The organism is Sphingomonas eleionomae (assembly GCF_049889035.1).
GTDB lineage: Bacteria > Pseudomonadota > Alphaproteobacteria > Sphingomonadales > Sphingomonadaceae > Sphingomonas.
Genome location: NZ_JBLTWP010000002.1, coordinates 404,687 through 424,648 on the forward strand (window position 1 = coordinate 404,687; position 19,962 = coordinate 424,648).

General features: G+C 68.1%; 20 protein-coding genes. 12 read left to right on the forward strand and 8 right to left on the reverse strand.

The window, feature by feature from the left end:
- Window positions 1-106 precede the first annotated feature (106 nt).
- The 6 genes from ACNI3Q_RS06130 to ACNI3Q_RS06155 are packed head-to-tail and all read left to right on the forward strand — an operon-like array spanning window position 107 to window position 8,699.
- Window positions 107-1,495 carry a TIGR03013 family XrtA/PEP-CTERM system glycosyltransferase gene (locus ACNI3Q_RS06130; RefSeq protein ID WP_260020860.1) on the forward strand — a complete coding sequence of 463 codons (1,389 nt, stop codon included), beginning with the start codon at window positions 107-109 and terminating at the stop codon, window positions 1,493-1,495.
- Window positions 1,496-1,502: 7 nt separating this feature from the next.
- On the forward strand, window positions 1,503-3,548 hold the full coding sequence (prsK, locus tag ACNI3Q_RS06135; protein ID WP_426274904.1) for an XrtA/PEP-CTERM system histidine kinase PrsK: 2,046 nt from the start codon (window positions 1,503-1,505) through the stop codon (window positions 3,546-3,548).
- A complete protein-coding gene (prsR, locus tag ACNI3Q_RS06140) occupies window positions 3,545-4,906 on the forward strand; it encodes a PEP-CTERM-box response regulator transcription factor (RefSeq protein ID WP_426274906.1) in 1,362 nt (453 codons plus the stop codon). The genes prsK and prsR overlap by 4 nt, the downstream gene beginning before the upstream one ends.
- Complete coding sequence (locus ACNI3Q_RS06145; protein ID WP_426274908.1) at window positions 4,890-6,914, forward strand: tetratricopeptide repeat protein; 2,025 nt, start codon at window positions 4,890-4,892, stop codon at window positions 6,912-6,914. Before prsR ends, ACNI3Q_RS06145 begins: the two co-directional genes overlap by 17 nt.
- 35 nt (window positions 6,915-6,949) lie before the next feature.
- Window positions 6,950-7,762, forward strand: coding sequence for a DUF815 domain-containing protein (locus tag ACNI3Q_RS06150; RefSeq protein ID WP_426274910.1), 813 nt, complete (start codon window positions 6,950-6,952; stop codon window positions 7,760-7,762).
- Window positions 7,763-7,814: 52 nt separating this feature from the next.
- Window positions 7,815-8,699, forward strand: a complete 885-nt coding sequence (locus ACNI3Q_RS06155; RefSeq protein ID WP_426274912.1) for an LOG family protein — start codon at window positions 7,815-7,817, stop codon at window positions 8,697-8,699.
- A 59-nt stretch (window positions 8,700-8,758) separates the two neighbouring features.
- On the opposite strand, the gene ACNI3Q_RS06160 is transcribed toward ACNI3Q_RS06155, so the two are convergent.
- Window positions 8,759-9,373 carry a c-type cytochrome gene (locus ACNI3Q_RS06160; protein WP_426274914.1) on the reverse strand — a complete coding sequence of 205 codons (615 nt, stop codon included), beginning with the start codon at window positions 9,371-9,373 and terminating at the stop codon, window positions 8,759-8,761.
- Between the two features lie 150 nt (window positions 9,374-9,523).
- On the opposite strand from ACNI3Q_RS06160, the gene ACNI3Q_RS06165 reads away from it, so the two are divergent.
- The 3 genes from ACNI3Q_RS06165 to ACNI3Q_RS06175 are packed head-to-tail and all read left to right on the forward strand — an operon-like array spanning window position 9,524 to window position 12,584.
- Window positions 9,524-10,414 carry a prephenate dehydratase gene (locus tag ACNI3Q_RS06165; RefSeq protein WP_426274916.1) on the forward strand — a complete coding sequence of 297 codons (891 nt, stop codon included), beginning with the start codon at window positions 9,524-9,526 and terminating at the stop codon, window positions 10,412-10,414.
- Window positions 10,415-10,453: 39 nt separating this feature from the next.
- The gene (locus tag ACNI3Q_RS06170) at window positions 10,454-11,800 is read left to right on the forward strand and encodes a TldD/PmbA family protein (RefSeq protein WP_426274918.1); all 1,347 of its coding nucleotides are present in this window, start codon (window positions 10,454-10,456) and stop codon (window positions 11,798-11,800) included.
- A complete protein-coding gene (locus ACNI3Q_RS06175; protein WP_426274919.1) occupies window positions 11,793-12,584 on the forward strand; it encodes a 3'(2'),5'-bisphosphate nucleotidase CysQ in 792 nt (263 codons plus the stop codon). Before ACNI3Q_RS06170 ends, ACNI3Q_RS06175 begins: the two co-directional genes overlap by 8 nt.
- On the opposite strand, the gene ACNI3Q_RS06180 is transcribed toward ACNI3Q_RS06175, so the two are convergent.
- Both ACNI3Q_RS06180 and purE read right to left on the reverse strand, forming a co-directional pair.
- Window positions 12,585-13,655: a 5-(carboxyamino)imidazole ribonucleotide synthase gene (locus ACNI3Q_RS06180; protein ID WP_426274921.1), complete on the reverse strand. Its 1,071-nt coding sequence runs from the start codon at window positions 13,653-13,655 to the stop codon at window positions 12,585-12,587. It lies immediately after the preceding gene.
- Window positions 13,652-14,140: a 5-(carboxyamino)imidazole ribonucleotide mutase gene (gene purE / locus ACNI3Q_RS06185; RefSeq protein ID WP_260020874.1), complete on the reverse strand. Its 489-nt coding sequence runs from the start codon at window positions 14,138-14,140 to the stop codon at window positions 13,652-13,654. The genes ACNI3Q_RS06180 and purE overlap by 4 nt, the downstream gene beginning before the upstream one ends.
- A 258-nt stretch (window positions 14,141-14,398) precedes the next feature.
- On the opposite strand from purE, the gene ACNI3Q_RS06190 reads away from it, so the two are divergent.
- Entirely contained in the window at window positions 14,399-14,779 is a 381-nt protein-coding gene (locus tag ACNI3Q_RS06190; RefSeq protein WP_426274923.1) for a hypothetical protein, read from the forward strand.
- 120 nt (window positions 14,780-14,899) lie between these two features.
- On the opposite strand, the gene gpmA is transcribed toward ACNI3Q_RS06190, so the two are convergent.
- From gpmA to ACNI3Q_RS06215, 5 genes are read right to left on the reverse strand one after another with little or no spacing between them, the layout of a single operon-like run.
- Entirely contained in the window at window positions 14,900-15,586 is a 687-nt protein-coding gene (gene gpmA / locus ACNI3Q_RS06195; RefSeq protein ID WP_426274925.1) for a 2,3-diphosphoglycerate-dependent phosphoglycerate mutase, read from the reverse strand.
- Between the two features lie 43 nt (window positions 15,587-15,629).
- Window positions 15,630-16,094 (reverse strand): GNAT family N-acetyltransferase, encoded by a 465-nt coding sequence (locus ACNI3Q_RS06200; RefSeq protein WP_426274927.1) that lies wholly within the window; start codon window positions 16,092-16,094, stop codon window positions 15,630-15,632.
- Window positions 16,091-17,200 carry a hypothetical protein gene (locus ACNI3Q_RS06205; RefSeq protein ID WP_426274929.1) on the reverse strand — a complete coding sequence of 370 codons (1,110 nt, stop codon included), beginning with the start codon at window positions 17,198-17,200 and terminating at the stop codon, window positions 16,091-16,093. Before ACNI3Q_RS06205 ends, ACNI3Q_RS06200 begins: the two co-directional genes overlap by 4 nt.
- Window positions 17,201-17,227: 27 nt before the next feature.
- Window positions 17,228-18,346 carry a M14 family metallopeptidase gene (locus ACNI3Q_RS06210; RefSeq protein ID WP_426274931.1) on the reverse strand — a complete coding sequence of 373 codons (1,119 nt, stop codon included), beginning with the start codon at window positions 18,344-18,346 and terminating at the stop codon, window positions 17,228-17,230.
- Window positions 18,343-18,954, reverse strand: coding sequence for a DUF4136 domain-containing protein (locus ACNI3Q_RS06215; RefSeq protein ID WP_426274933.1), 612 nt, complete (start codon window positions 18,952-18,954; stop codon window positions 18,343-18,345). Before ACNI3Q_RS06215 ends, ACNI3Q_RS06210 begins: the two co-directional genes overlap by 4 nt.
- 218 nt (window positions 18,955-19,172) lie before the next feature.
- Between ACNI3Q_RS06215 and ykgO the strand changes: the two genes are divergently transcribed.
- On the forward strand, window positions 19,173-19,298 hold the full coding sequence (gene ykgO, locus ACNI3Q_RS06220; RefSeq protein ID WP_260020881.1) for a type B 50S ribosomal protein L36: 126 nt from the start codon (window positions 19,173-19,175) through the stop codon (window positions 19,296-19,298).
- Window positions 19,299-19,307: 9 nt separating this feature from the next.
- The gene (locus ACNI3Q_RS06225; protein ID WP_426274936.1) at window positions 19,308-19,937 is read left to right on the forward strand and encodes an HAD family hydrolase; all 630 of its coding nucleotides are present in this window, start codon (window positions 19,308-19,310) and stop codon (window positions 19,935-19,937) included.
- Window positions 19,938-19,962 lie beyond the last annotated feature (25 nt).

A 19,962-nucleotide genomic window follows, 5' to 3' on the forward strand; every position in this document is an offset into this window, starting at 1 on the left:
GCCGTCTGCAGGCCCATCTGCGCCGATTCAGCTTTTCTTTGTCAATTTCTGCGACAGCCGGATCGACTGTCGGCGGATTTGACAGTGAAGCGCATCGGACGGGTCGATGATCAGACTGTTCAAGCATTATGTTCCCTATGCCGTGCTGTTGCTTGGCCTGTTCGATCTCATCCTGCTGTTGATCGCAGCGGAAATCGGCTGGGTCGTCCGGGCGGGCCAAATCGACATGCTGGTCGAACCGCTGCACACCCGCCTGCCGCAACTGTTCAGCTTTGCCCTGTCGCTTCAGGTCGCGATGATCGCGGTCGGCGTCTATGGCGCCGATGCGCTGCAATCGCTGCGCGTCGCGGTCGCCCGGCTGATCGTGGCCGTATCGCTCGGCATCATCTTTCTGTCGGTGATCTTCTTTCTGGTGCCGGTGCTGACCTTCTGGCGCTCCAATCTGCTCTACGCGATGTCGGCGGCGGTGGTGATGCTGACGCTGATGCGCATCCTGCTGGGCAAGACGCTGGGCGGACAGGTGTTCAAGCGCCGGGTCGTCGTGCTGGGTGCCGGGCCGCGCGCCCAGCGGCTGAAACGGCTCGCCGCCTCCCGCGGGGCGGGCTTCGTCGTCGTCGGCTATGTCGCGATGAGCGAGACGAACCGCGTCATTCCCGAAGCGATCGCGCGCGATGCGATCTATAACCTGGCCGATCATGTCGTGCTGCTCAACGCCGCCGAAGTCGTGCTGGCGCTGGAGGAACGTCGCAACGCCCTGCCGCTCAAGGACCTGTTGCGCATCAAGACGACCGGCGTCCATGTGAACGACATTTCCAGCTTTCTGGAACGCGAAACCGGCCGGGTCGATCTGGACAGCGTCAATCCCAGCTGGCTGATCTTTTCCGACGGCTTTTCGTCGGGCCGGATGCTGTCCAGCCTGTTCAAGCGATTGTTCGACGTCACGGCCAGCCTGTTGCTGCTGACGCTGGCCGGGCCGGTGATCCTCTTGACCGCGATCCTCGTCAAACTCGACAGCAAGGGTCCGGCCTTTTACCGCCAGCGCCGGGTCGGTCTGTTCGGACAGCCGTTCAACATCCTGAAACTGCGCTCGATGCGCGTCGATGCCGAAGTGGCAGGCAACGCCGTCTGGGCGGAAAAGGACGATCCCCGCATCACCCGTGTCGGCCGGTTCATCCGCAAGACGCGCCTCGACGAACTGCCCCAGTGCTGGAGCGTGCTGAAGGGCGAAATGAGCTTTGTCGGCCCGCGCCCCGAACGGCCGCAATTCGTGTCCGATCTGGAACAGCAACTGCCCTATTATGCCGAACGCCACATGGTGAAACCCGGCATTACCGGCTGGGCGCAGATCAATTTCCCCTATGGCGCGTCGGTCGAGGATGCCCGCGAAAAGCTGGAATACGACCTCTATTACGCCAAGAATTATTCGCCCTTTCTCGACCTGTTGATCCTGATTCAGACGGTGCGCGTCGTCCTGTGGCCGGAAGGGGCGCGGTGACGCGGGCATGATGGCCGCGATCATCCTTTGGGGCCATGCCAGTGCTGCGGTGCTGTTTGCCGCCCTGGCGCTGGCGACGCTGCGCCGGCCCGTGCCCGGCGTCCCGCGGCCCGCGCTGGTCGCCGCGCTTGCCCTGACTGCGCTCTGGGCGCTGGCGGTGGCGGGGGTCGGCCCGGTGGAGCTTGGCACCCGGCTGGCGGCCGGTGCGCGCGGCATGGCCTGGCTGCTGCTTGCCGCGCTGGTCCATCGCCTTGCGCTGACGCGTCCCCCCGCCGCGCTTGGCCTCGTCTATCTGGTCGTCCTGCTGATACAGGGGACGCAGATGATGGTCGCGCTGGCCGCCACGGCTGCTTCGCCCGCCACGGCCGATGCCTATCTGAATGCGTCGGCAGCGCTGAACCTGATGGTGTCGGTGGCGGCGCTCGTCCTCCTCCTCAATGGCTATCGCGCCGCGACGATGGGCCGGGGCCGCGCGGTGATCGCTGCGGCATCGGTGCTCTGGCTGATCGAGGCGAACGGCGCGCTGCTCCATCTGGCGGCGGGCGGCGTTTCGGACGAATTGCTGGCGGCGCGCGGCATCGCCATGGGCATGATTGCGGCGGCGCTTGCCCTGTCGCTGATCGCGCGCACCGACCGGCGGGTTCAGGTGTCGCGCACCGCGTTGATGCAGTCGCTCTGGCTGCTCGGTGCGATCGTCTATCTGACGCTGCTTCTTTCCGCGCTCAGCCTGATTGCGGTGCTCGGCGGCGACCATGCGCGCCTGGGTCAGGCCGCGTTCGTGTTCGGCACCACGGCGGCAACGCTCGTCTTCCTGTCCAGCCCGTGGCTGCGTGCCTGGGTGCGGGTCAAGCTTGCCAAGCACCTGTTCCGCCACCGCTATGACTATCGCGTCGAATGGCAGCGGTTCACCGAAACGCTGGGCCAGCCGGACAGCGGCGCCACCCTGGACGAACGGGTGGTCAAGGCCGTGGCCGATCTGGTCGATGCCCCGGCTGGCCTGCTGCTGCTGCCGGCCGGCGATGGCCTGTCCGTCGCCTCGGGTTGGCGCTGGTCGCTGCCGGTTGTCGACCCTGCGTCGATGATCGTCCCGGCCGATACGCACGAGCGCATCGTCGAACTGGATGCGGTACGCCGGACGGGCAGCGACCCGTCCGTTCCGGCCTGGATCCTTGCCGAATCCGATGCCTGGATCATCGTGCCGCTGCCCCATGTCGGCACGCTGGCGGGCGCGATCCTGCTCGCCCGGCCGCCGCTCGACCGGGCGCTGGACTGGGAGGATTTCGACCTGCTTCGCGTCGCCGGACGTCAGGCGGCAAGCTATCTGGCCGAGGCGCGGGCTCAGGATGCGCTGGCCGAGGCGCGCCGGTTCGACGAATTCAACCGCCGCTTCGCCTTCATCCTGCATGACATCAAGAATCTGGTCAGCCAGCTCAGCCTGGTTGCCCGCAACGCCGAACGCCATGCCGACAACCCCGAATTCCGCGCCGACATGATCGCCACGCTGCGCGATTCGGCCGGCCGGATGACCGATCTGATCGCCCGCCTGTCGCACCAGCAGCGTGGCGGCGGGGCAGAGGCGATGGGCGCGGTATCGCTGCGCCCGGTCATCGATGCGGTGATCGCCCGCCGTCCGGGTCAGCCCATCGTGCTGGACGGCGACAGCCACCCGGTCGCGCTGGCCGATCCGCAGCGGCTGGAACAGCTGCTCGCCCATCTGGTCCAGAATGCGGTCGAGGCAAGCGCGCCCGGCACGCCCGTCACCATGCGGCTGGGCGAGGCGCAGGACCATGTGTGGATCGACGTCATCGATTCGGGCGCGGGGATGACCGCCGCCTTTATCCGCGATTCGCTGTTCCGGCCCTTTGTCTCGTCCAAGCCGACCGGCTTCGGCATCGGCGCGTTCGAGGCGCGCCAGCTGGTCGAGGCGATGGGCGGCCGGATCGATGTGGACAGCACCCCCGGCATCGGCAGCCGCTTTCGCGTGCGACTGGCCCGTGCCGATGCCGTTCCCGCCGCCATCACCGACACGCCCAGCATGGAGAAAGCGGCATGAGCGCCGATGCCCCCCGTCTCTTGATCGTTGAGGACGATCTGGGCCTGCAGCGGCAGCTGCGCTGGGCCTATGACGGCTATCAGGTCACGGTTGCGGGCGACCGGGACAGCGCGCTTGCCGCGTTGCGGGCAGAGGAACCGGCCGTCATCACCCTCGATCTTGGCCTGCCGCCCGATCCGGACGGCACGACAGAGGGATTTGCCCTGCTTGCCGATATCCTGGCCCTGAAACCCGATGCAAAGGTGATCGTCGCGTCCGGCCATGGCGCGCGGGAAAGCGCGCTGCGGGCGATCGACATGGGCGCATTCGATTTCTACGCCAAGCCGATCGACATCGACGCGCTTGGCCTGATCGTTGCGCGCGCCTTTCACGTCCATGCGCTGGAGGCGGAGAATCGCCGCCTGCGCGAACGTCCTGACGGCGACCGGGCCTCGATCGGCGGCATCATCACCGCCGCGCCCGAAATGCAGAAGGTGACGCGCACCATCGAACGGGTGGCCGCCGCTGATGTTTCGGTCATGCTGCTGGGGGCCAGCGGCACGGGCAAGGAATTGCTGGCGCGCGGCCTGCACGATGCCAGCCGCCGGGCAAAGGGCGCATTCGTCGCCATCAACTGTGCCGCCATTCCCGAAACGCTGCTGGAAAGCGAGCTGTTCGGCCATGAAAAGGGTGCGTTTACCGGCGCGGTCAAGACGACGGAGGGCAAGATCGAACAGGCGCATGGCGGCACCCTGTTCCTGGACGAGGTCGGCGACATTCCCCTGCCGCTTCAGGTCAAGCTGCTGCGCTTTCTGCAGGAACGGGTGATCGAACGCATCGGCGGCCGCCGCGCGATCCCGGTCGATACCCGCATCGTGTGCGCCACGCATCAGGACGTCGATGCGATGGTCGCCGATGGCCGTTTCCGCGAAGACCTGTACTACCGGCTGGCCGAAATCGTCGTGCCCATCCCGGCGCTGGCCGAACGCACCGGCGATGCCGGCCTGCTCGCCCGCCATTTCCTGCGCAAGCATGCCGCGTCGATGAATGCGGCGGTCAAGGGGTTCACGCCCGATGCCCTTGCCGCAATCGACGCCTGGGGCTGGCCCGGCAATGTCCGCGAACTGGAAAACCGGGTAAAGCGCGCCGTCATCATGGCCGATGGCGCGCGCGTCACTGCCGCCGATCTCGACCTTGCCGAACCGGGCGAGGGCGATGACGCCATCAACCTGAAGGCGATGCGCGAAATCGCCGACCGCCGGGCGATCCGGCGCGCGCTTGCCCGCACCAATGGCAATATCTCCGGCAGTGCCAAGCTGCTGGGGATCAGCCGCCCGACCCTCTATGACCTGATCAAGGCCTATGACCTTCAGCCCTAGGGTTCTTGCCCCGCTCGCCATGCTGCTGGCCGTGGTGGCCGCGCCGGTTCGCGCCGATGACGGCGCGGCGCGCGATCAGCTTGCCCGTTCCGCCCGGCTGATGGCGGCGGGCAATGCCACGGGCGCGCGCGCCTGGGCGTGGAAGGCCGTTCGCGCCAATCCCGACATGGCGGCGGCGCATCTGGCCCTGGCCCGTGCCCATCTGGCGCTGGGCGAGGGGGCACAGGCAGAGGGCGAACTGGAACGCGCCGTTGCTGCCGGGACGCCGCTTGCCGGGGTCCAGCATCTGCGCGCCCATGCCATCGTGCTCCAGGGCGACGGCCGCGCCGCGTTGCAGGCGGTGGGTCAGGCGCTGCCCGAACACCGCGTCTATGCCCTGCGGATGCGCGGGCTGGCCATGCTGGCGCTGGGCGATCTGGCGGCGGCGCGCGCTAACCTGGAACAGGCGGTGGCCGCTGCCCCGCGCGACGCCGATGCCTGGACCGATCTTGGCCGGTTCCGCTTTGTCGCCGGCGATCTGGTCGGTGCCCTCGCCGCATCCGACCGGGCCGTCACGTTGCGGCCGCAGAATGTGAACGCGCTGGTCCTGCGCGGCGAACTGGTCCGCCAGCAGGCCGGGCTGGTCGCGTCCATCCCCTGGTTCCGCCGGGCGGTGGCGATCGACGGCTATCATCACGATGCGCTGATCGAACTGGCCGCGACGCTTGGCGACACCGGGCACAGTGTCGAGATGCTGGCGATGACCCGCCGCGCGGCAGAGGCGCGCCCGACCAGTCCCCGCGTCTTCTATCTTCAGGCGCTGCTTGCCGCCCGTGCCGGGCGCTATGCACTGGCCCGTTCGGTGCTGGAACGCGGCGGCCCGGGCGTGCTGGCCATGCCCGGCGGGCTGCTGCTCGCCGCAACGCTGGACATGCAGGCCGGAGCGAACGAACAGGCCGCGACCAAGCTCGGTCAGCTGATCGATCAGCAGCCGATGAACCTTAACGTCCGTCGCCTGTTCGCGGCCAGCCTGTTGCGGGTCGATGCCGCGCGCAACGCCGTCCGCGTCCTGCGCCCGCTGGTCCTGCGTGCCGATGCCGACAGCTATGCGCTGGAACTGGTTGGTCGCGGCCTCGAACGGATTGGCGAGCGGGCAGAGGCGGGCGCCTTTCTGGATCGCGCCGCCTGGCCGGTGCGCGCTGCGCCCGCGCCCTTTTCCAGCGATGCCGGGCTGGCGGTGCTTCAGGCCGCGGCGGATGAAGCGCCCGGCCGGCCCGATGTCGCCATTCCCTATATCCGCGCGCTGATCGAGGCCGGACGATCGGCCGATGCACTGGCCCGGGCACAGCGGGTGGCGGCGGACAATCCCGGCGCGCCCGGCGCGTTCCTGTTGGTCGGCGATGTGTTGATGACGCTGAACCGGCCGGTCGATGCGCTCGCGCCCTATCGCCGCGCCGCCGCCATCCGGTTCGATCAGCCCGCCCTCCTCCGCCTGATCGAGGCGATGGAACGGACCGGCGATGCCGCCGGCGCCTCCGGGGTGCTGGCCGGGTTCGTCGCGCAGAATCCCCGCAACCTGATGGCGCTGCGCCTGCTTGCCGATCGCCAGCTTGCCGCCGGGCGCTATGACGATGCGGTGGCAACGCTTGAGGATATCCGGTTCCGCATCGGCAATCGCGACGCCGCCCTGCTCGCCGCGCTGGCACAGGGATATGCCGGGCTGGACGATGCCGATGCCGCCCGCCGCTATGGCGAGGGGGCCTATGCCCTTGCCCCGGCCAATGCCGTGGCCGTCCATGCCTTTGGCCTGTCCCGGCTGGTCGCGGGCGATGCTGCCGGTGCGGTACCCATCCTGGAAAAGGCGGTGGCGCTTGCCCCGGATCAGGCGGTACTGCGCTGGCGGCTGGCACAGGCCTATGCCGGGGCGGGCCGCCGGACAGAGGCCGCAACCCTGCTGCGCGCGCTGATCGCCGATCCGCGCTTCGTCGACCGGACAGAGGTAGAGGCGCTGCTCGCCGGGCTTGCTTGAGGGTTCGGCGAACGCGGGCTAGGAGGGCGGCCGTCATGACCGATCCGATCGCCCGCATCGCTGCCGCGCTTGAACGGCTGAGCCCGCCGCCCGCGCCGATGGCGGATCCGGCTGCGTATCCCGCCTATGGCTGGGACGGTGCGTCGCTGTCGGCGATCGCTGCGTTCCGGCCGCTGCCGCTCGCCCGGCTGGTCGGGGTGGATCGTCAGCGCGACCTGCTGCTCGCCAATCTGCGCCGCCTGGCTGGCGGTGCTGCGGCTCAGGACGTGCTGCTCTGGGGTGCGCGGGGCACGGGAAAATCGGCGCTGGTCAAATCCGTCGTCGCCAATCTTCAGGGCACGGGCGCCGATATCGCCATGATTGATGTCGGCGCGGCGCGCATCGCCACCCTGCCCCGGCTGTTCGCGCTGATCGGCGCGGTGCCGCGCGCCTTTGTGCTGTTCATCGACGATCTGGGCTTTGACGCGCCAGGCGAGGGCCGCGCCTTTCGCTCGCTGCTGGAGGGCGGGGCCGCTGCCCGGCCGGACAATGCCCGGCTGGTCGTCACGTCGAACCGCCGCCACCTCGTCCCTCGCGATTTCGCGGCAGAGGCGGATGCGATCAATCCGCGCGACACCGCCGATGATCAACTTGCGCTGGCCGACCGGTTCGGCCTGTCGCTCGGCTTTCATGCCGTGGATCAGGATCAGTATCTGGCGGTGGTCCATGCCCATGCCGCGGCGCTGGGCCTGGTTGCCGACGATGCCGACGCGATCCGCTGGGCAACGCAGCGCGGGGCGCGTTCGGGCCGGGTCGCCTGGCATTATGTCGTGGATCTGGCCGGGCGGGCCGGGGTGCCGGTCACCTGAAAATCGGGCGGGATGGCTGGCGGCGGGCGGAACGATCGCCTAGCTAGAGCCAATGACTGAAAGCCAACTGCCAAAGCGCGTGTTTCGCCGCGCTGAAGAAGACGCCGAAACCGCCCGTTGCGGCACCCATACGCCGCAGACGGAGCATCCCTCCTATCGCCTTGCCTTTCAGGACATGGATTTCCTGTTGCGCGAGGATTTGCGCCCCATCCGCTTCCAGCTTGAGCTGCTCAAGCCGCAGCTGGTGATGGACGAGGCAAAGATCGGCTCCACCCTCGTCATCTATGGCTCGGCCCGCATCCCCGAACCGGCCAAGGCGCAGGCGCTGCTTAATCTGGCCAGCGACGATCAGGCGCGGCGCATTGCGGAGCGGCTGGTCGCCAAATCCCGCTATTATGACGAGGCAAAGGCGCTCGCCACGCTGGCCAGCGCCTATCCGGTCGACGCCGACGGCACGCGCCAGTTCGTCGTGTGCTCCGGCGGCGGTCCGTCGATCATGGAAGCGGCCAATCGCGGCGCGTGCGAGGCGGGGGCCGAATCCATCGGCCTCAACATCGTGCTGCCGCATGAACAGGCGCCCAATCCCTATGTGACGCCGGCGCTGTCGATGCAGTTCCACTATTTCGCGCTGCGCAAGATGCACTTCCTGCTGCGCGCGCGTGCCGTCGCGGTGTTCCCCGGCGGCTTTGGCACCTTTGACGAGGCGTTCGAGCTGCTGACCCTGATGCAGACCGGCAAGGTCGAGCGGATGCCCGTCCTGTTCTATGGCCGCGAATTCTGGGAACGGGTCATCAATTTCGAGGCATTGTGCGAAGAAGGCGTGATCTCGCCGCGCGACCTCGACCTGTTCCATTATGTTGAAACGGCGCAGGAAGGATGGGATTACATCCAGGGCTATTATGCGATGCGCGAAAAAATGGCCCAGGCCGCGCAGTAACATCGACCGTCCCTGTCATCGCCACGCGTGCGGCGGTGACAGGGAAACGGGATCGCGCCTTACTGGGCGGCGTTGGCCATCGCGTCGGCGGGGGCAGCATCAGCAGCAGCGGCATCGCCGGCCGGGGCAGCCGCGCCTTCAGCCGGGGCGGCGGGCAGGGGCAGGTTCGACCCCTGCGAATTCAGATACGCGATGACATTGGCGCGGTCTTCCGGCTTGGACAGGCCGGCAAAGGTCATCTTGGTGCCCTCGGCATATTTGCGCGGGCTTTTCAGCCACTGGTTCATCGCATCGAAGTCCCAGTTGCCGCCGACGGCCTTCAGGGCGTCGGAATAGGCAAAGCCCGCAACCGCCGCATGCGGCTTGCCCATAATGCCCCACAGATTGGGGCCAATGCCGTTGGCGCCGCCCTGATTCACGGAATGGCACGCCGCGCACTTCTTGAACACCTCGGCACCCGCGGCGGCATCGGCCGTCTGGAGCAGCGCCGCGATCGGCGGTTCGGCCGCACCGCCGCCGCCGCCGCCACCGGCATCCTCGGCCGCTGCAACCGGATAGCCCTGCTTTTCCGGGGCTTCACCGTGAAAGATCATGCCGCTCGCGATCGACAGGCCCAGCGCAGCTGCGCATCCCGCCAGCACCCAACCCGCGATCGTGTTCGTCTGATTGTCCATGTTCCGTGCGTTGTCCCGCATGAAGAAAAGTAGGTCGGGTGATCCCTTACCGACGCAGGTGCAGCACCGCAAGCCGTGGCTTTGCCGCGCCGGCCCGGGATCCTGCCCGCGTCTTGCGCCGGCGGGGGGTGGGGGCTAATCGCGCCGTCGATGCAGCAATTCGCCGCCCCCGCCCGTCCGCTGGTTCAGCGCATGACCGCCGCCGCCCTGGCCGATCCGGCGCGCGCCGTCGCGTTTCAGGGCGCACCCGGCGCGAACAGCCATGTCGCCGCGCTGGAAGCGTTTCCGGATTGCGCGCCGCTGCCCTGTTTCAGCTTTCTGGAGGCGATCGACGCCGTGCGCGACGGGCGCGCGGACTGCGCGATCATCCCCATCGAAAATTCGCTGCACGGGCGCGTTGCCGACATCCATTTCCTGCTGCCCGAATCCGGCCTGGTCATCACCGGCGAACATTTCCTGCCGATCCGCCATGCGCTGCTCGGCCGTGGCCCCGTGGCGGGCGTGCGCCGCGCGATCAGCCATGAACAGGCGCTGGGCCAGTGCCGCCACTGGCTGCGCAGTCACGACATCGAACCGGAAGTCTATGCCGACACCGCCGGGGCGGCCGCGCTGGTCGCGGCATCCGGCGATCCCGCGCTTGCCGCCCTTGCCCCGCCGGGGGCCGCCGCGCTTTATGGGCTTGAGGTACTGGCCAGCGACATTGCCGATGCCGATCACAACACCACGCGCTTCGTCGTGCTGGCGCGTCAGGCACCGGATGTGCAGCCTGCTGGTCCGCACATGACGACGCTGGTGTTCGAGGTGAAGAACGTGCCCGCCGCGCTGTACAAGGCGATGGGCGGCTTTGCGACCAACGGCGTCAACATGACCAAGCTGGAAAGCTATCAGACCGGGGCCAGCTTTGCCGCCACGCAATTCTATTGCGACATCGAAGGGCGTCCGGGCGATGCCGCCGTCGACCGCGCGCTGGATGAACTGCGTTTCCATTCCAAATGGGTCCGGCTGCTCGGCACCTATACCCAGGCGCGCAAGCGCGGCTGAACCATTGGCGGATGGGCCGCAGCGCCCTATGTCGAACCGATGCTGACGATTGAACAGGCCGTGGCGCAGGCCAGCGCCGCCGTCGATGCCGCCCGCCGCGCGGGCGCCGATGCCGCCGATGCGCTGATCGCCGCCGATACCGCGATCGGCGCGTCGGTGCGCCTTGGCGTGCTGGAGGATGTCGACCGGTCGGAGGGCGCGGAACTTGGCTTGCGCGTCTTTGTCGGCAAACGGTCGGCCAGCGTTTCGACCAGCGATTTCGGCCCTGATGCTCTGCGCACGATGGCCGAACGCGCCGTGGCAATGGCGCGGCTGGCGCCGGAGGATGACTGGGCCGGCCTTGCGCCGGCAGAGCGGCTGATGCACGGGCACGCCCCGCTGCTCGACCTCGACGATGGCGGCGATGCCGACCCGGCGGTGCTGAAGGAGCGCGCCCTTGCGGCAGAGGATGCGGCCCGCGCCGTTGCCGGCGTCACCAACAGCGAAGGGGCGGGGGCCAGCGCCAGCCGCGGCATCACCGCCCTTGCCACCAGCCACGGCTTTGCCGCCGGCTATGCCGCCACCGGCTATTCCGTATCGGCCAGCGTGCTTGCCGCCGACGATGCCGGGATGCACCGCGATTACGCGCATCACACCGCCCGTCACCAATCGATGCTGGAGCCGCCGACGCTGGTCGGCGCGCGAGCGGGTGAACGGGCGGTGGCGCGCCGCGCGCCCGTCCGCATCGACAGCGGACCCATGCCGGTGCTGTTCGATCCCCGCGTCGGGTCCAGCCTGATCGGTCATCTGATCGGCGCGATTGCCGGGTCGGCCATTGCCCGGCGCACCAGTTTTCTGATCGACGCGCTGGGCACCCCCATCCTGCCCGCCGGGATCACGATCATGGACGATCCCCATCGCCCGCATGGCCTGCGCTCCCGCCCCTTCGATGGCGAAGGGCTGCCGGTGTCGCCGCTGGCCATCGTCCATCACGGCGTGCTTCAGACCTGGCTGATGGATTCCGCCTCCGCGCGTCAGCTCGGCCGTGAACCCACCGGCCATGCCACGCGCGGCCTGTCCGGTCCGCCGGGCGTCACGGCCAGCAACGTGCATCTGGAAGGCGGCACCATCCCGCCCGAAACGCTGATCGGCGATGTGCGGCGCGGCATCTATGTCACCGAACTGATCGGTCAGGGGGTGAACGGCATCACCGGCGATTACAGTCGCGGCGCTTCCGGCTTCCTGATCGAGGATGGGCAGATCGGCCCGGCGGTTCAGGAAATCACGATTGCAGGCAATCTGAAACAGATGTTCCTGGCGCTGACCCCGGCGAACGACCTTGAATTCCGCTATGGCATCAACGTCCCCACCCTGCGCATCGACGGGATGACGGTGGCGAGTGGCTGACGGCGGCGGCGATGCCCTGACCCGCGCGGTCGCCGATGCCGTCCGCACGGCCGGCGATCTGGCGCATGATCGCTGGCAGGGCGCGTTCAACGCCTGGGAAAAATCGCCGGGCCAGCCGGTATGCGACGTGGATCTTGAGGTGGACGATCATCTCAAGCGGTCGCTGGCGGCAATCGACGGCGATGCCGGCTGGCTGTCCGAAGAAACGCTGGACCGGTCCGACCGGCTGATGCGGCGGCGGGTCTGGGTGGTCGATCCGATTGACGGGACCCGCGATTTCATTCGCCGCCGCCCCGGCTGGGCGGTATCGGTCGCGCTGGTCGAGGGGGAGCAGCCGCTGGTCGCCGCGCTCTATGCCCCGGTCACTGGCCAGTTGTGGCTGGCCCGGGCAGGCCGCGGCACCGTGCTGAACGATGTGCCGGTGCGCGCTTCGGATCGCACCGACCTGCCCGGCGCGCGCGTTCCCGCCGACACGCTGCCCAGCGCCGACCGCGATCTGGTCGCGGTGGAAAAGCCCAACAGCATTGCGCTGCGCATCGCGATGGTTGCGGGCGGCGATGCCGATCTGCTCGCCACGATCCGCTGGGGCCATGAATGGGATATCGCTGCCGCCGTGCTGATCGCGCGAGAGGCCGGCGCGCTGGTCACCGATGCACTGGGGCGGAAATTGCGGTTCAACACGCCCCGTGGTCAGGCGTTCGGCGTCATTGCCGCCGCGCCGGGCATCCATGCCGCTGCGATCGAGCGTCTGCGCGACCGCGCCGTGGACGCACTTGGCCGCTGATCAGCGCACGACGCGCGTTACATGGCCCATCTTGCGGCCCGGACGGATCTCCACTTTGCCATACAGGTGCAGGTGCGCGCCCGGTTCGGCCATCAGTTCGGGCCAGCGGCGCGCATCCTCGCCGATCAGGTTTTCCATGGTCACGCCCTGGCCGGTGAGGCCCGTCGGCCCCAGCGGCAGGCCACAGATGGCGCGGACATGGTTTTCGAACTGCGACGTTTCCGCGCCCTCGATCGTCCAGTGCCCGCTATTGTGGACGCGCGGCGCCATTTCGTTGAACACCGGCCCGTCCGGCCCGCAAAAGAATTCCAGCGTCAGCACGCCGATATAGCCCAGCCGCTCCGCCACCCGTCCGGCCAGCGCCGCCGCCTCGGTCCATTGCGCCGCGACCGGCGCGGGCGCGGGCACGGCGGACGTTGCCAGGATGCCGTCCCGGTGCGTGTTCAGCGGCGGGGGATAACCCTGCACCCCACCATCGGCGCCGCGTGCCAGCAGGATCGAAAATTCATGCTCGAACCGGACAAACCCCTCCAGGATCGCGGGCTGTCCACCAATCGCCGCCCACGCCGCATCGGCATCGGCCGCTGACATCAGCCGCGCCTGCCCCTTGCCGTCATAGCCGAAGCGGCTGGTCTTCAGGATCGCCGGCGTCCCGATATCCGCAATCGCCCGGTCCAGCGCCGCGCGATCCTCGACGATCCTCCAGGGGGCGGCGCGCCCGCCCAGCGCCTCGACGAACCGTTTTTCCAGCACCCGGTCCTGCGCGGTGCGCAGCGCCTCGACGCCGGGGCGCACGGGCACGCTGTCGGCCAGCGCCGCGATCGGCCCCGCCTCGATATTCTCGAATTCGTAGGTGACGACATCCACCGCGCGGGCGAATCCGGCCAGCGCGTCGGCATCGTCATAGGCTGCTTTGGTGAACGCGTTGCAGATATCGTTCGCCGGGCCGCTGGCGGGCGCGAACACATGCACGCGATAGCCAAGCTGCGCCGCCGCCACGCCCAGCATCCGGCCCAGCTGGCCCGCACCGATGATGCCGATGGTCGATCCGGGGGGAAGCGCACCGTTCATTGCGGCGCATCCGCCACGCTGTCGGTCTGCGCAGCCCGCCATGCCTTCAGCCGCTCGGCCAGCGCCTCGTCCTGCGTCGCCAGGATCGCTGCGGCCAGCAGGCCGGCATTGGTCGCCCCCGCCTTGCCGATCGCCAGCGTGCCCACCGGAATGCCGCCCGGCATCTGCACGATCGACAACAGGCTATCCATGCCCGACAGCGCCTTGGATTCCACCGGCACGCCCAGCACGGGCAGGTGCGTCATCGCCGCCGCCATGCCAGGCAGGTGCGCCGCCCCGCCTGCGCCGGCCACGATCACCTTCAGCCCCCGGTCGGCGGCGGATTGGGCATAATCGTACAATCGCTGCGGCGTGCGATGGGCGGACACCACCTTGACCTCGTGCGGCACCGCCAGCGCGGCCAGCGCGTCGGCGGCATGGCGCATCGTCTCCCAATCGGATGTACTGCCCATGATGATGCCGACCAGCGGCTGGCGATCGGCCATCTGTCTTCCCCTCACCGCGGCAGGAAACGCCTGACGGGCGGCGGGTTAGCCGGGCTTCCGGCCAAGAGCAACGGGGATTGGCCCGGCCTATGGCCCCAACCCGCAAAAACCCCGGTCGAACAGGGTTAATGTCCCGCACCTACGGGACATGACGGCGGCCGCCTCATCCGCTAAGCGCACCCTGTTTCCAGCGAGAAACCGGCCGGCACTACGGATCGGCACTGCGGCACCCTGTCGCCATCCATCAGGACGAGAACATTGAAACTCATGCACGCGCACAGCGCGGGCGAGGTGGGTCAGCCCATTTCGACCCCGGCCGAGGTCTATCAATTCCGCCGCTGGCGCGATGCCCATGCGCCCGGCGGCTATTTCGGTGAGCCTGGCTGGGATATCCTGCTGCGGCTGTCGATCGCGCGCGAACAGGCGACGGCGATGACCCCGGCGCAGGTGCGCGACGAAATTGCGGTGCCGGATGGTGCATTCGCGCTGGTGCTCGACCGGCTGGTCGATGACGGCATGATCGCCCTGGTCCCCGGCGGAGAGGGCGCGCCGCATATCGAGCTGACCGATCGCGCGATTCAGTTCATCGATTCGGTGTTCAATTTCCTGCGGCCCGCCGCGTCACCCGCCACCGCCTGAACTCTGCGCTTCACGCAGGTCGCCGGACGGTCCCTTCATCCCCCTGGGGATCGTCCGTTCGTCCCCCGTCATCCCGGCGCTTCCTCCCTTGCCGGGATGACGGATCGGGGCCGCCGCCGGTCAGCGTTCGCTCAGATAATAGCGGTCCGTCGCCCCCAGCGCGTCATCCAGTTCATAGACGATCGGCTGCCCGGTCGGGATTTCCAGCGCCGCGATATCCGCATCCGAAATGCCGGACAGGTGCTTGACCAGCGCGCGCAGCGAATTGCCATGCGCCGAAATCACCACCCGCTTGCCCGCGCGCAGTTCCGGCGCGATCACCTGTTCCCAATAGGGCAGGACGCGGGCGATCGTGTCCTTCAGGCTTTCGGTCGACGGAATGGCAATCCCGGCATAGCGGCGGTCGGTGCTCAGGTCGAACGCGCTGCCGGCCTCCATCGGCGGCGGCGGCACATCGAAACTGCGCCGCCACACATGGACCTGTTCCTCGCCGTGGCGCGCCGCCGTCTCCGCCTTGTTCAGCCCGGTCAGGCCGCCATAATGCCGCTCGTTCAGCCGCCAGTCCTTGACCACCGGCAACCACAGCCGCCCCATCTCCTCCAGCGCCAGATTCAGCGTCTTGATCGCGCGCGTCTGCATGCTGGTGAATGCCAGGTCGAAATCGAACCCCTTGTCGGCCAGCATCCGCCCGGCGGCCTTTGCCTCCTCGATCCCCTGCTCGGTCAGATTGACGTCCCACCATCCGGTGAACCGGTTTTCCAGGTTCCAGGCGGACTGGCCGTGGCGGATCAGGACGAGGCTGGGCATGGGCTTCCTTTCGGGAATGGTTGGGTTCCGCCGTGCCGCTAGCCTAGATCGCGCGGGTGAGAAAGCGGCTGAACGGGTCGCCATCCCGATAATCGCCGAATGCGCCGCACGGTTCGAACCCATGGGCCGCATACATCGCCAAGGCAGGGGCAAAGGGCGCGGTGCTGCCCGTCTCCAGGCTCAGCTGCGTCATGCCCATCGCCTGCGCCGTCGCGATCAGGTGTTCCAGCATCGCCCGGCCCACTCCCTGGCCCAGAAACGCCTCGGCCACCCGCATCGACTTCAGCTCGCCATGCCCGGCATCCAGCCGCTTCAGCGCGCCGATCCCCGCCAGCCGGTCGCCGGCCCAGGCGGAAAAGAACCGCACATCCGGCTGTTTCAGGCCGGACAGGTCCAGGAAATGGCAACTGCCGGGCGGGGACGCGGTCAGCATCCCCTCTGCGTGAACCCGCAACAGCGCGACGACCGCCGCATCGTCCAGCCCGCCCTCGCGAAGGACGATGCTCATGGGATCGCAGGCGCCGCGGCGGGCGACAACGCCCGGATCGGGACCCTCTGCTCGACCATGAACGAGCGGCCGAACACATCGACCGGCGATTGGAAGGACAGCGATTCAAGATGACGACAGGCGGCCTGGTCACCCGCATCGCTGCCGGTGGTGGCGATGATCCGGCATTGCGGGGTTCGGCCGCCGACCGCGAATGTCATGCTGGCCTGCGGACGGGCATCGGGTGGGATGACGATCTCGGGCACGCGCTGCCTTGCCGGGTCCGCCCAGCGCAATGGCTTGCCCATCTTTCCTGCCGGTGCCAGTTCCAGCGTCGCTGCCCAGTTGCCCAGCCATCGGACCAGCATGGTTAGCTCGTTGCTGCCCAGTTCCGGCCGGGTGCGATATCGCGCTGTCTTCATGGCCGCACACGCCGCCTTCCATGACGGCTGATCCTGCGCCGGCCGCAGCGGGGTACAATAAAAGGATCCGCTGCCGTCGGGCTGAATGCGAAAGGCGGTCATCCGTACCGCTGCCTCGCCGGCCACGCCCGGGTGGAACCGCGCCCAATCCGGTTCGGACAGCAACTCCAGCGTCTGCGCGTGCGCCCGGATCAGGGGGTCGCTGTTATCGCCGTCCCGCGGCGCGGGCGGGGCAGGCACGGTCGGGATGTTTGCGCCCAGGAACACGCCCCGGATCGGCACCCTGTCCGCCACCCGTCCGCCACCGCGATCCAGCGCGGGCACGAACCTTGCCCGTGTCATCACCGCCCGGCAGACGATGCCGCGCAGCGCGGGCAGTGGCACCTCGGTTTCCTCGCACGCCGTTACCGTGCCATCTGCGCCGACGCTGACCATGGCGGTCACGTCCACCGCCCGCTTTTCGGTCAGCACACCGGGCGGCACGTCCGTCCCCTTAAGCCCCAGCCGATCCGGGCCCAGGGGAATGGCCCCGCGCAACAGGCCATCGTCCGGCTCATCGGCCAGCATGGCATAGGCATCCACCGGGATCAGCGGCGGCGCAGGGACCAGCACGGGGTCGGCAGGTGCGGCGGTTCCCGTTTGCGCCATCGCTGCACAGGGTGTTGCAACGGCGATCAGCCAAAGTCCGCGTCGTATCAATCCCATGCCTCGCCCCGACCGTTGCTGATCCCGCTAGAGGCCGTCGACGAACCCTGCCAGCGTGTCCAGGCACGCATGGGCCAGCGCCTTGCAGCGATCGGGCGACCAGCCGAACTCGGGGTCCGGCGACGGGTCATGGTCCTTGAACGGCATTTCCAGCGTCATCGCGACGGCGCCGAACCGCTCGGCCAGCTGGTTGGTCGACATGGACAGGTTGGCCCGGCCGGGCTTTGCCTTTTCATATCCCCGCTCGGTCTGGAACAGCGGCGTGTTGGCGGCCAGTGCGCGGCCATAGGCATAGTATTTCTCGCCCTGCGCGTCGGTCCAGCTCGGAATCCCCTCGAACCCCGCCAGGAAATTGGCCGGAATCGCCTCGTCGCCATGTACGTCCATCGCAAAATCGACGCCGGTTTCGTCCATCGCATTCCGTACGCACAGCACTTCCGGGCTGCGATCCGGCGTGGGCGCGTGCCATTCGCGGTTCAGGTTGACGCCCGCCGCATTGGTTCTCAAATGCCCCCGACGCGAACCATCGGGGTTCATGTTCGGCACGATATGGAACGTCGCCTTGTCGCGCAGGGCGCGTGCCTGCACGTCGGACGGATCGGTCAGCTTTTCCAGCGCGCCTTCCATCCACCATTCCGCCATGCTCTCGCCCGGATGCTGGCGGGCATAGAGCCATACCTGTTTCGGCCCGGTGCCCAGCGTCAGGCAATCGATCGCCTGTCCGTCCAGCGTGGTGCCCAGTTCGCGGTGTTGAACGCCCGGCATCGCCGCCATACGCGCGATCAGGTCCTGATGCCGTTCCATCGAATAGGGCGCGAAATAGGCGAACCAGGCGACGTCGCTGTCAAAGCTGTGGGTAAAGGACAGGACGCCATCGGCATAGTCCGTCGGTGCCAGCCGCCAGTGCGCCCGGTCGGTGCTGACCCGGGTGCGATAGCCGGGCCAGCCAAAGGCATAGGCCGCGCTGCCCGCGTTCAGGATGCGGAACGTCAGCGTCCGCCCCTTTGCCCCCGCCACGCGGAAATGAAACCATTGATAGAATTCCGACAGATGATCCGCCCGGATGGTCAGGTCCACCCGGTCGCCCTCGATCATGGTCAGGTCGATATTGCCGCTGTCGAACGCGGCGTTGATGCAAATGCTCATCGGATCGTCGTCGTGATGCCTGATTCGCCGGGGAAGCCCGCGAACAGACCATCGGCCAGCCGCTGTGCGACCGCCGCCGGTTCGCCCGCCGGGGTGCCGTTCACCGTCTCGCCCTCGGCCCGGCCTTCCCAGATGGTGGTGCTGTCCGACCGCTGGCGGATCTGAACGCTCAGCTGCGTTGCCGAAATCTGCCGCGTCCGGCCGCCCAGGCCCAGATTGACGCCGCCGCCGACCGCGCCGCCCATGCCGCCCGAAACGCCGCCCAGGCCGATCGACACCGGCGACTGGCTGCGCACCGAACCTGCCGCCACGCGGCTGAACGACACGGCGACGACATACCGGCTGTTGGCTGCCTGTCCGTCCGGCAGGATGGTAAAGCCCAGATCGCCCAGTTCCGCCGCCACCGCGTCCAGATAGGCGCGATAGGCAAGGCTCGGCTCGCCGCCGCTGGTCATTGCTTCGACCGCAACCGTGCCCGGCTCGATCGGCGTGTTCAGATGGTATCGGATCGCGCTGGCCGGCGGCAGCGACGGGGTGGTGGCACACGCGCCCAGCATCAGCGCGGCGCTCAGCGCCAGCAGGGGGCGGGAAACGGCATTTTGCGGCATGGGTAACCTGTTCCCTCTTGATACGCGGGCGGCCATCGCGGCGCCCGGCGGCACCATGCCTTAACGCCTCGGGCCGCGCCAGTGTCCATCCCCGCCGGTTTTGGCCCGCTTTGGCCGTCCATCCCTTGACTTGATGCCCCCCCTCGATTAGGCGAGCGCCTCTTTCCGGGCCCGAATCCGGAACCCCTGTTCATTCTGGATTGCAAGGTCAGCCGGTCATGAAGATCGTCAATTCTCTGAAGTCGCTCAAGGATCGCCACCGGGACAACCGCGTGATCCGCCGTCGCGGCCGCATCTACGTCATCAACAAGACCCAGGCCCGCTTCAAGGCCCGCCAGGGCTAAAGGCCGGTCATGGCGCACGCGTCTGCCGTCATTTTCGATGTCGGCAACGTGCTGTACCATTGGCACCCGCGCAACCTCTACCGGCGCCTGATCGACGATGATCAGGCGCTGGAAGCGTTTGTGCGCGATGTCGTGAACGAAGAATGGCATTTTCAGCATGATGCCGGGCGCAGCTTTTCCGAAACCGCGGTCGAACTGACCGAACGCTTTCCGCAGCACGCCGATCTGATCACTGCCTGGGGGCCGCGCTTCAACGAAAGCCTGTCCGGCCCGGTCGACGGGATGCTCGACATCGTGCGCGAACTGGATGCAGCCGGCGTGCCGCTGTTCGCGATCACCAATTTCTCCGCCGAGTTTTTCCCGCCGTTCCGCGATACCCAGGCCGAGATTTTCGACCGGTTCCGCGACATCGTGGTGTCGGGGGAGGAGCGGCTGGTAAAGCCCGATCCGGCGATCTACCGCCTCGCCCTCGACCGGTTCGGCCTGACGCCGCAGCAGGCGGTGTTCGTGGACGACAACCCGGCGAACATCGCCGCCTCCAGCGCGATGGGCATTGATTCGGTGCTGTTCACCACCGCCCCGGCCTTTCGCGCGCATCTGGTTCAGGTCGGCCTGCTCGTGCCGGTCGAGGCGGCCTGAACTGGCCGTCTTCGGGCACTGCAAT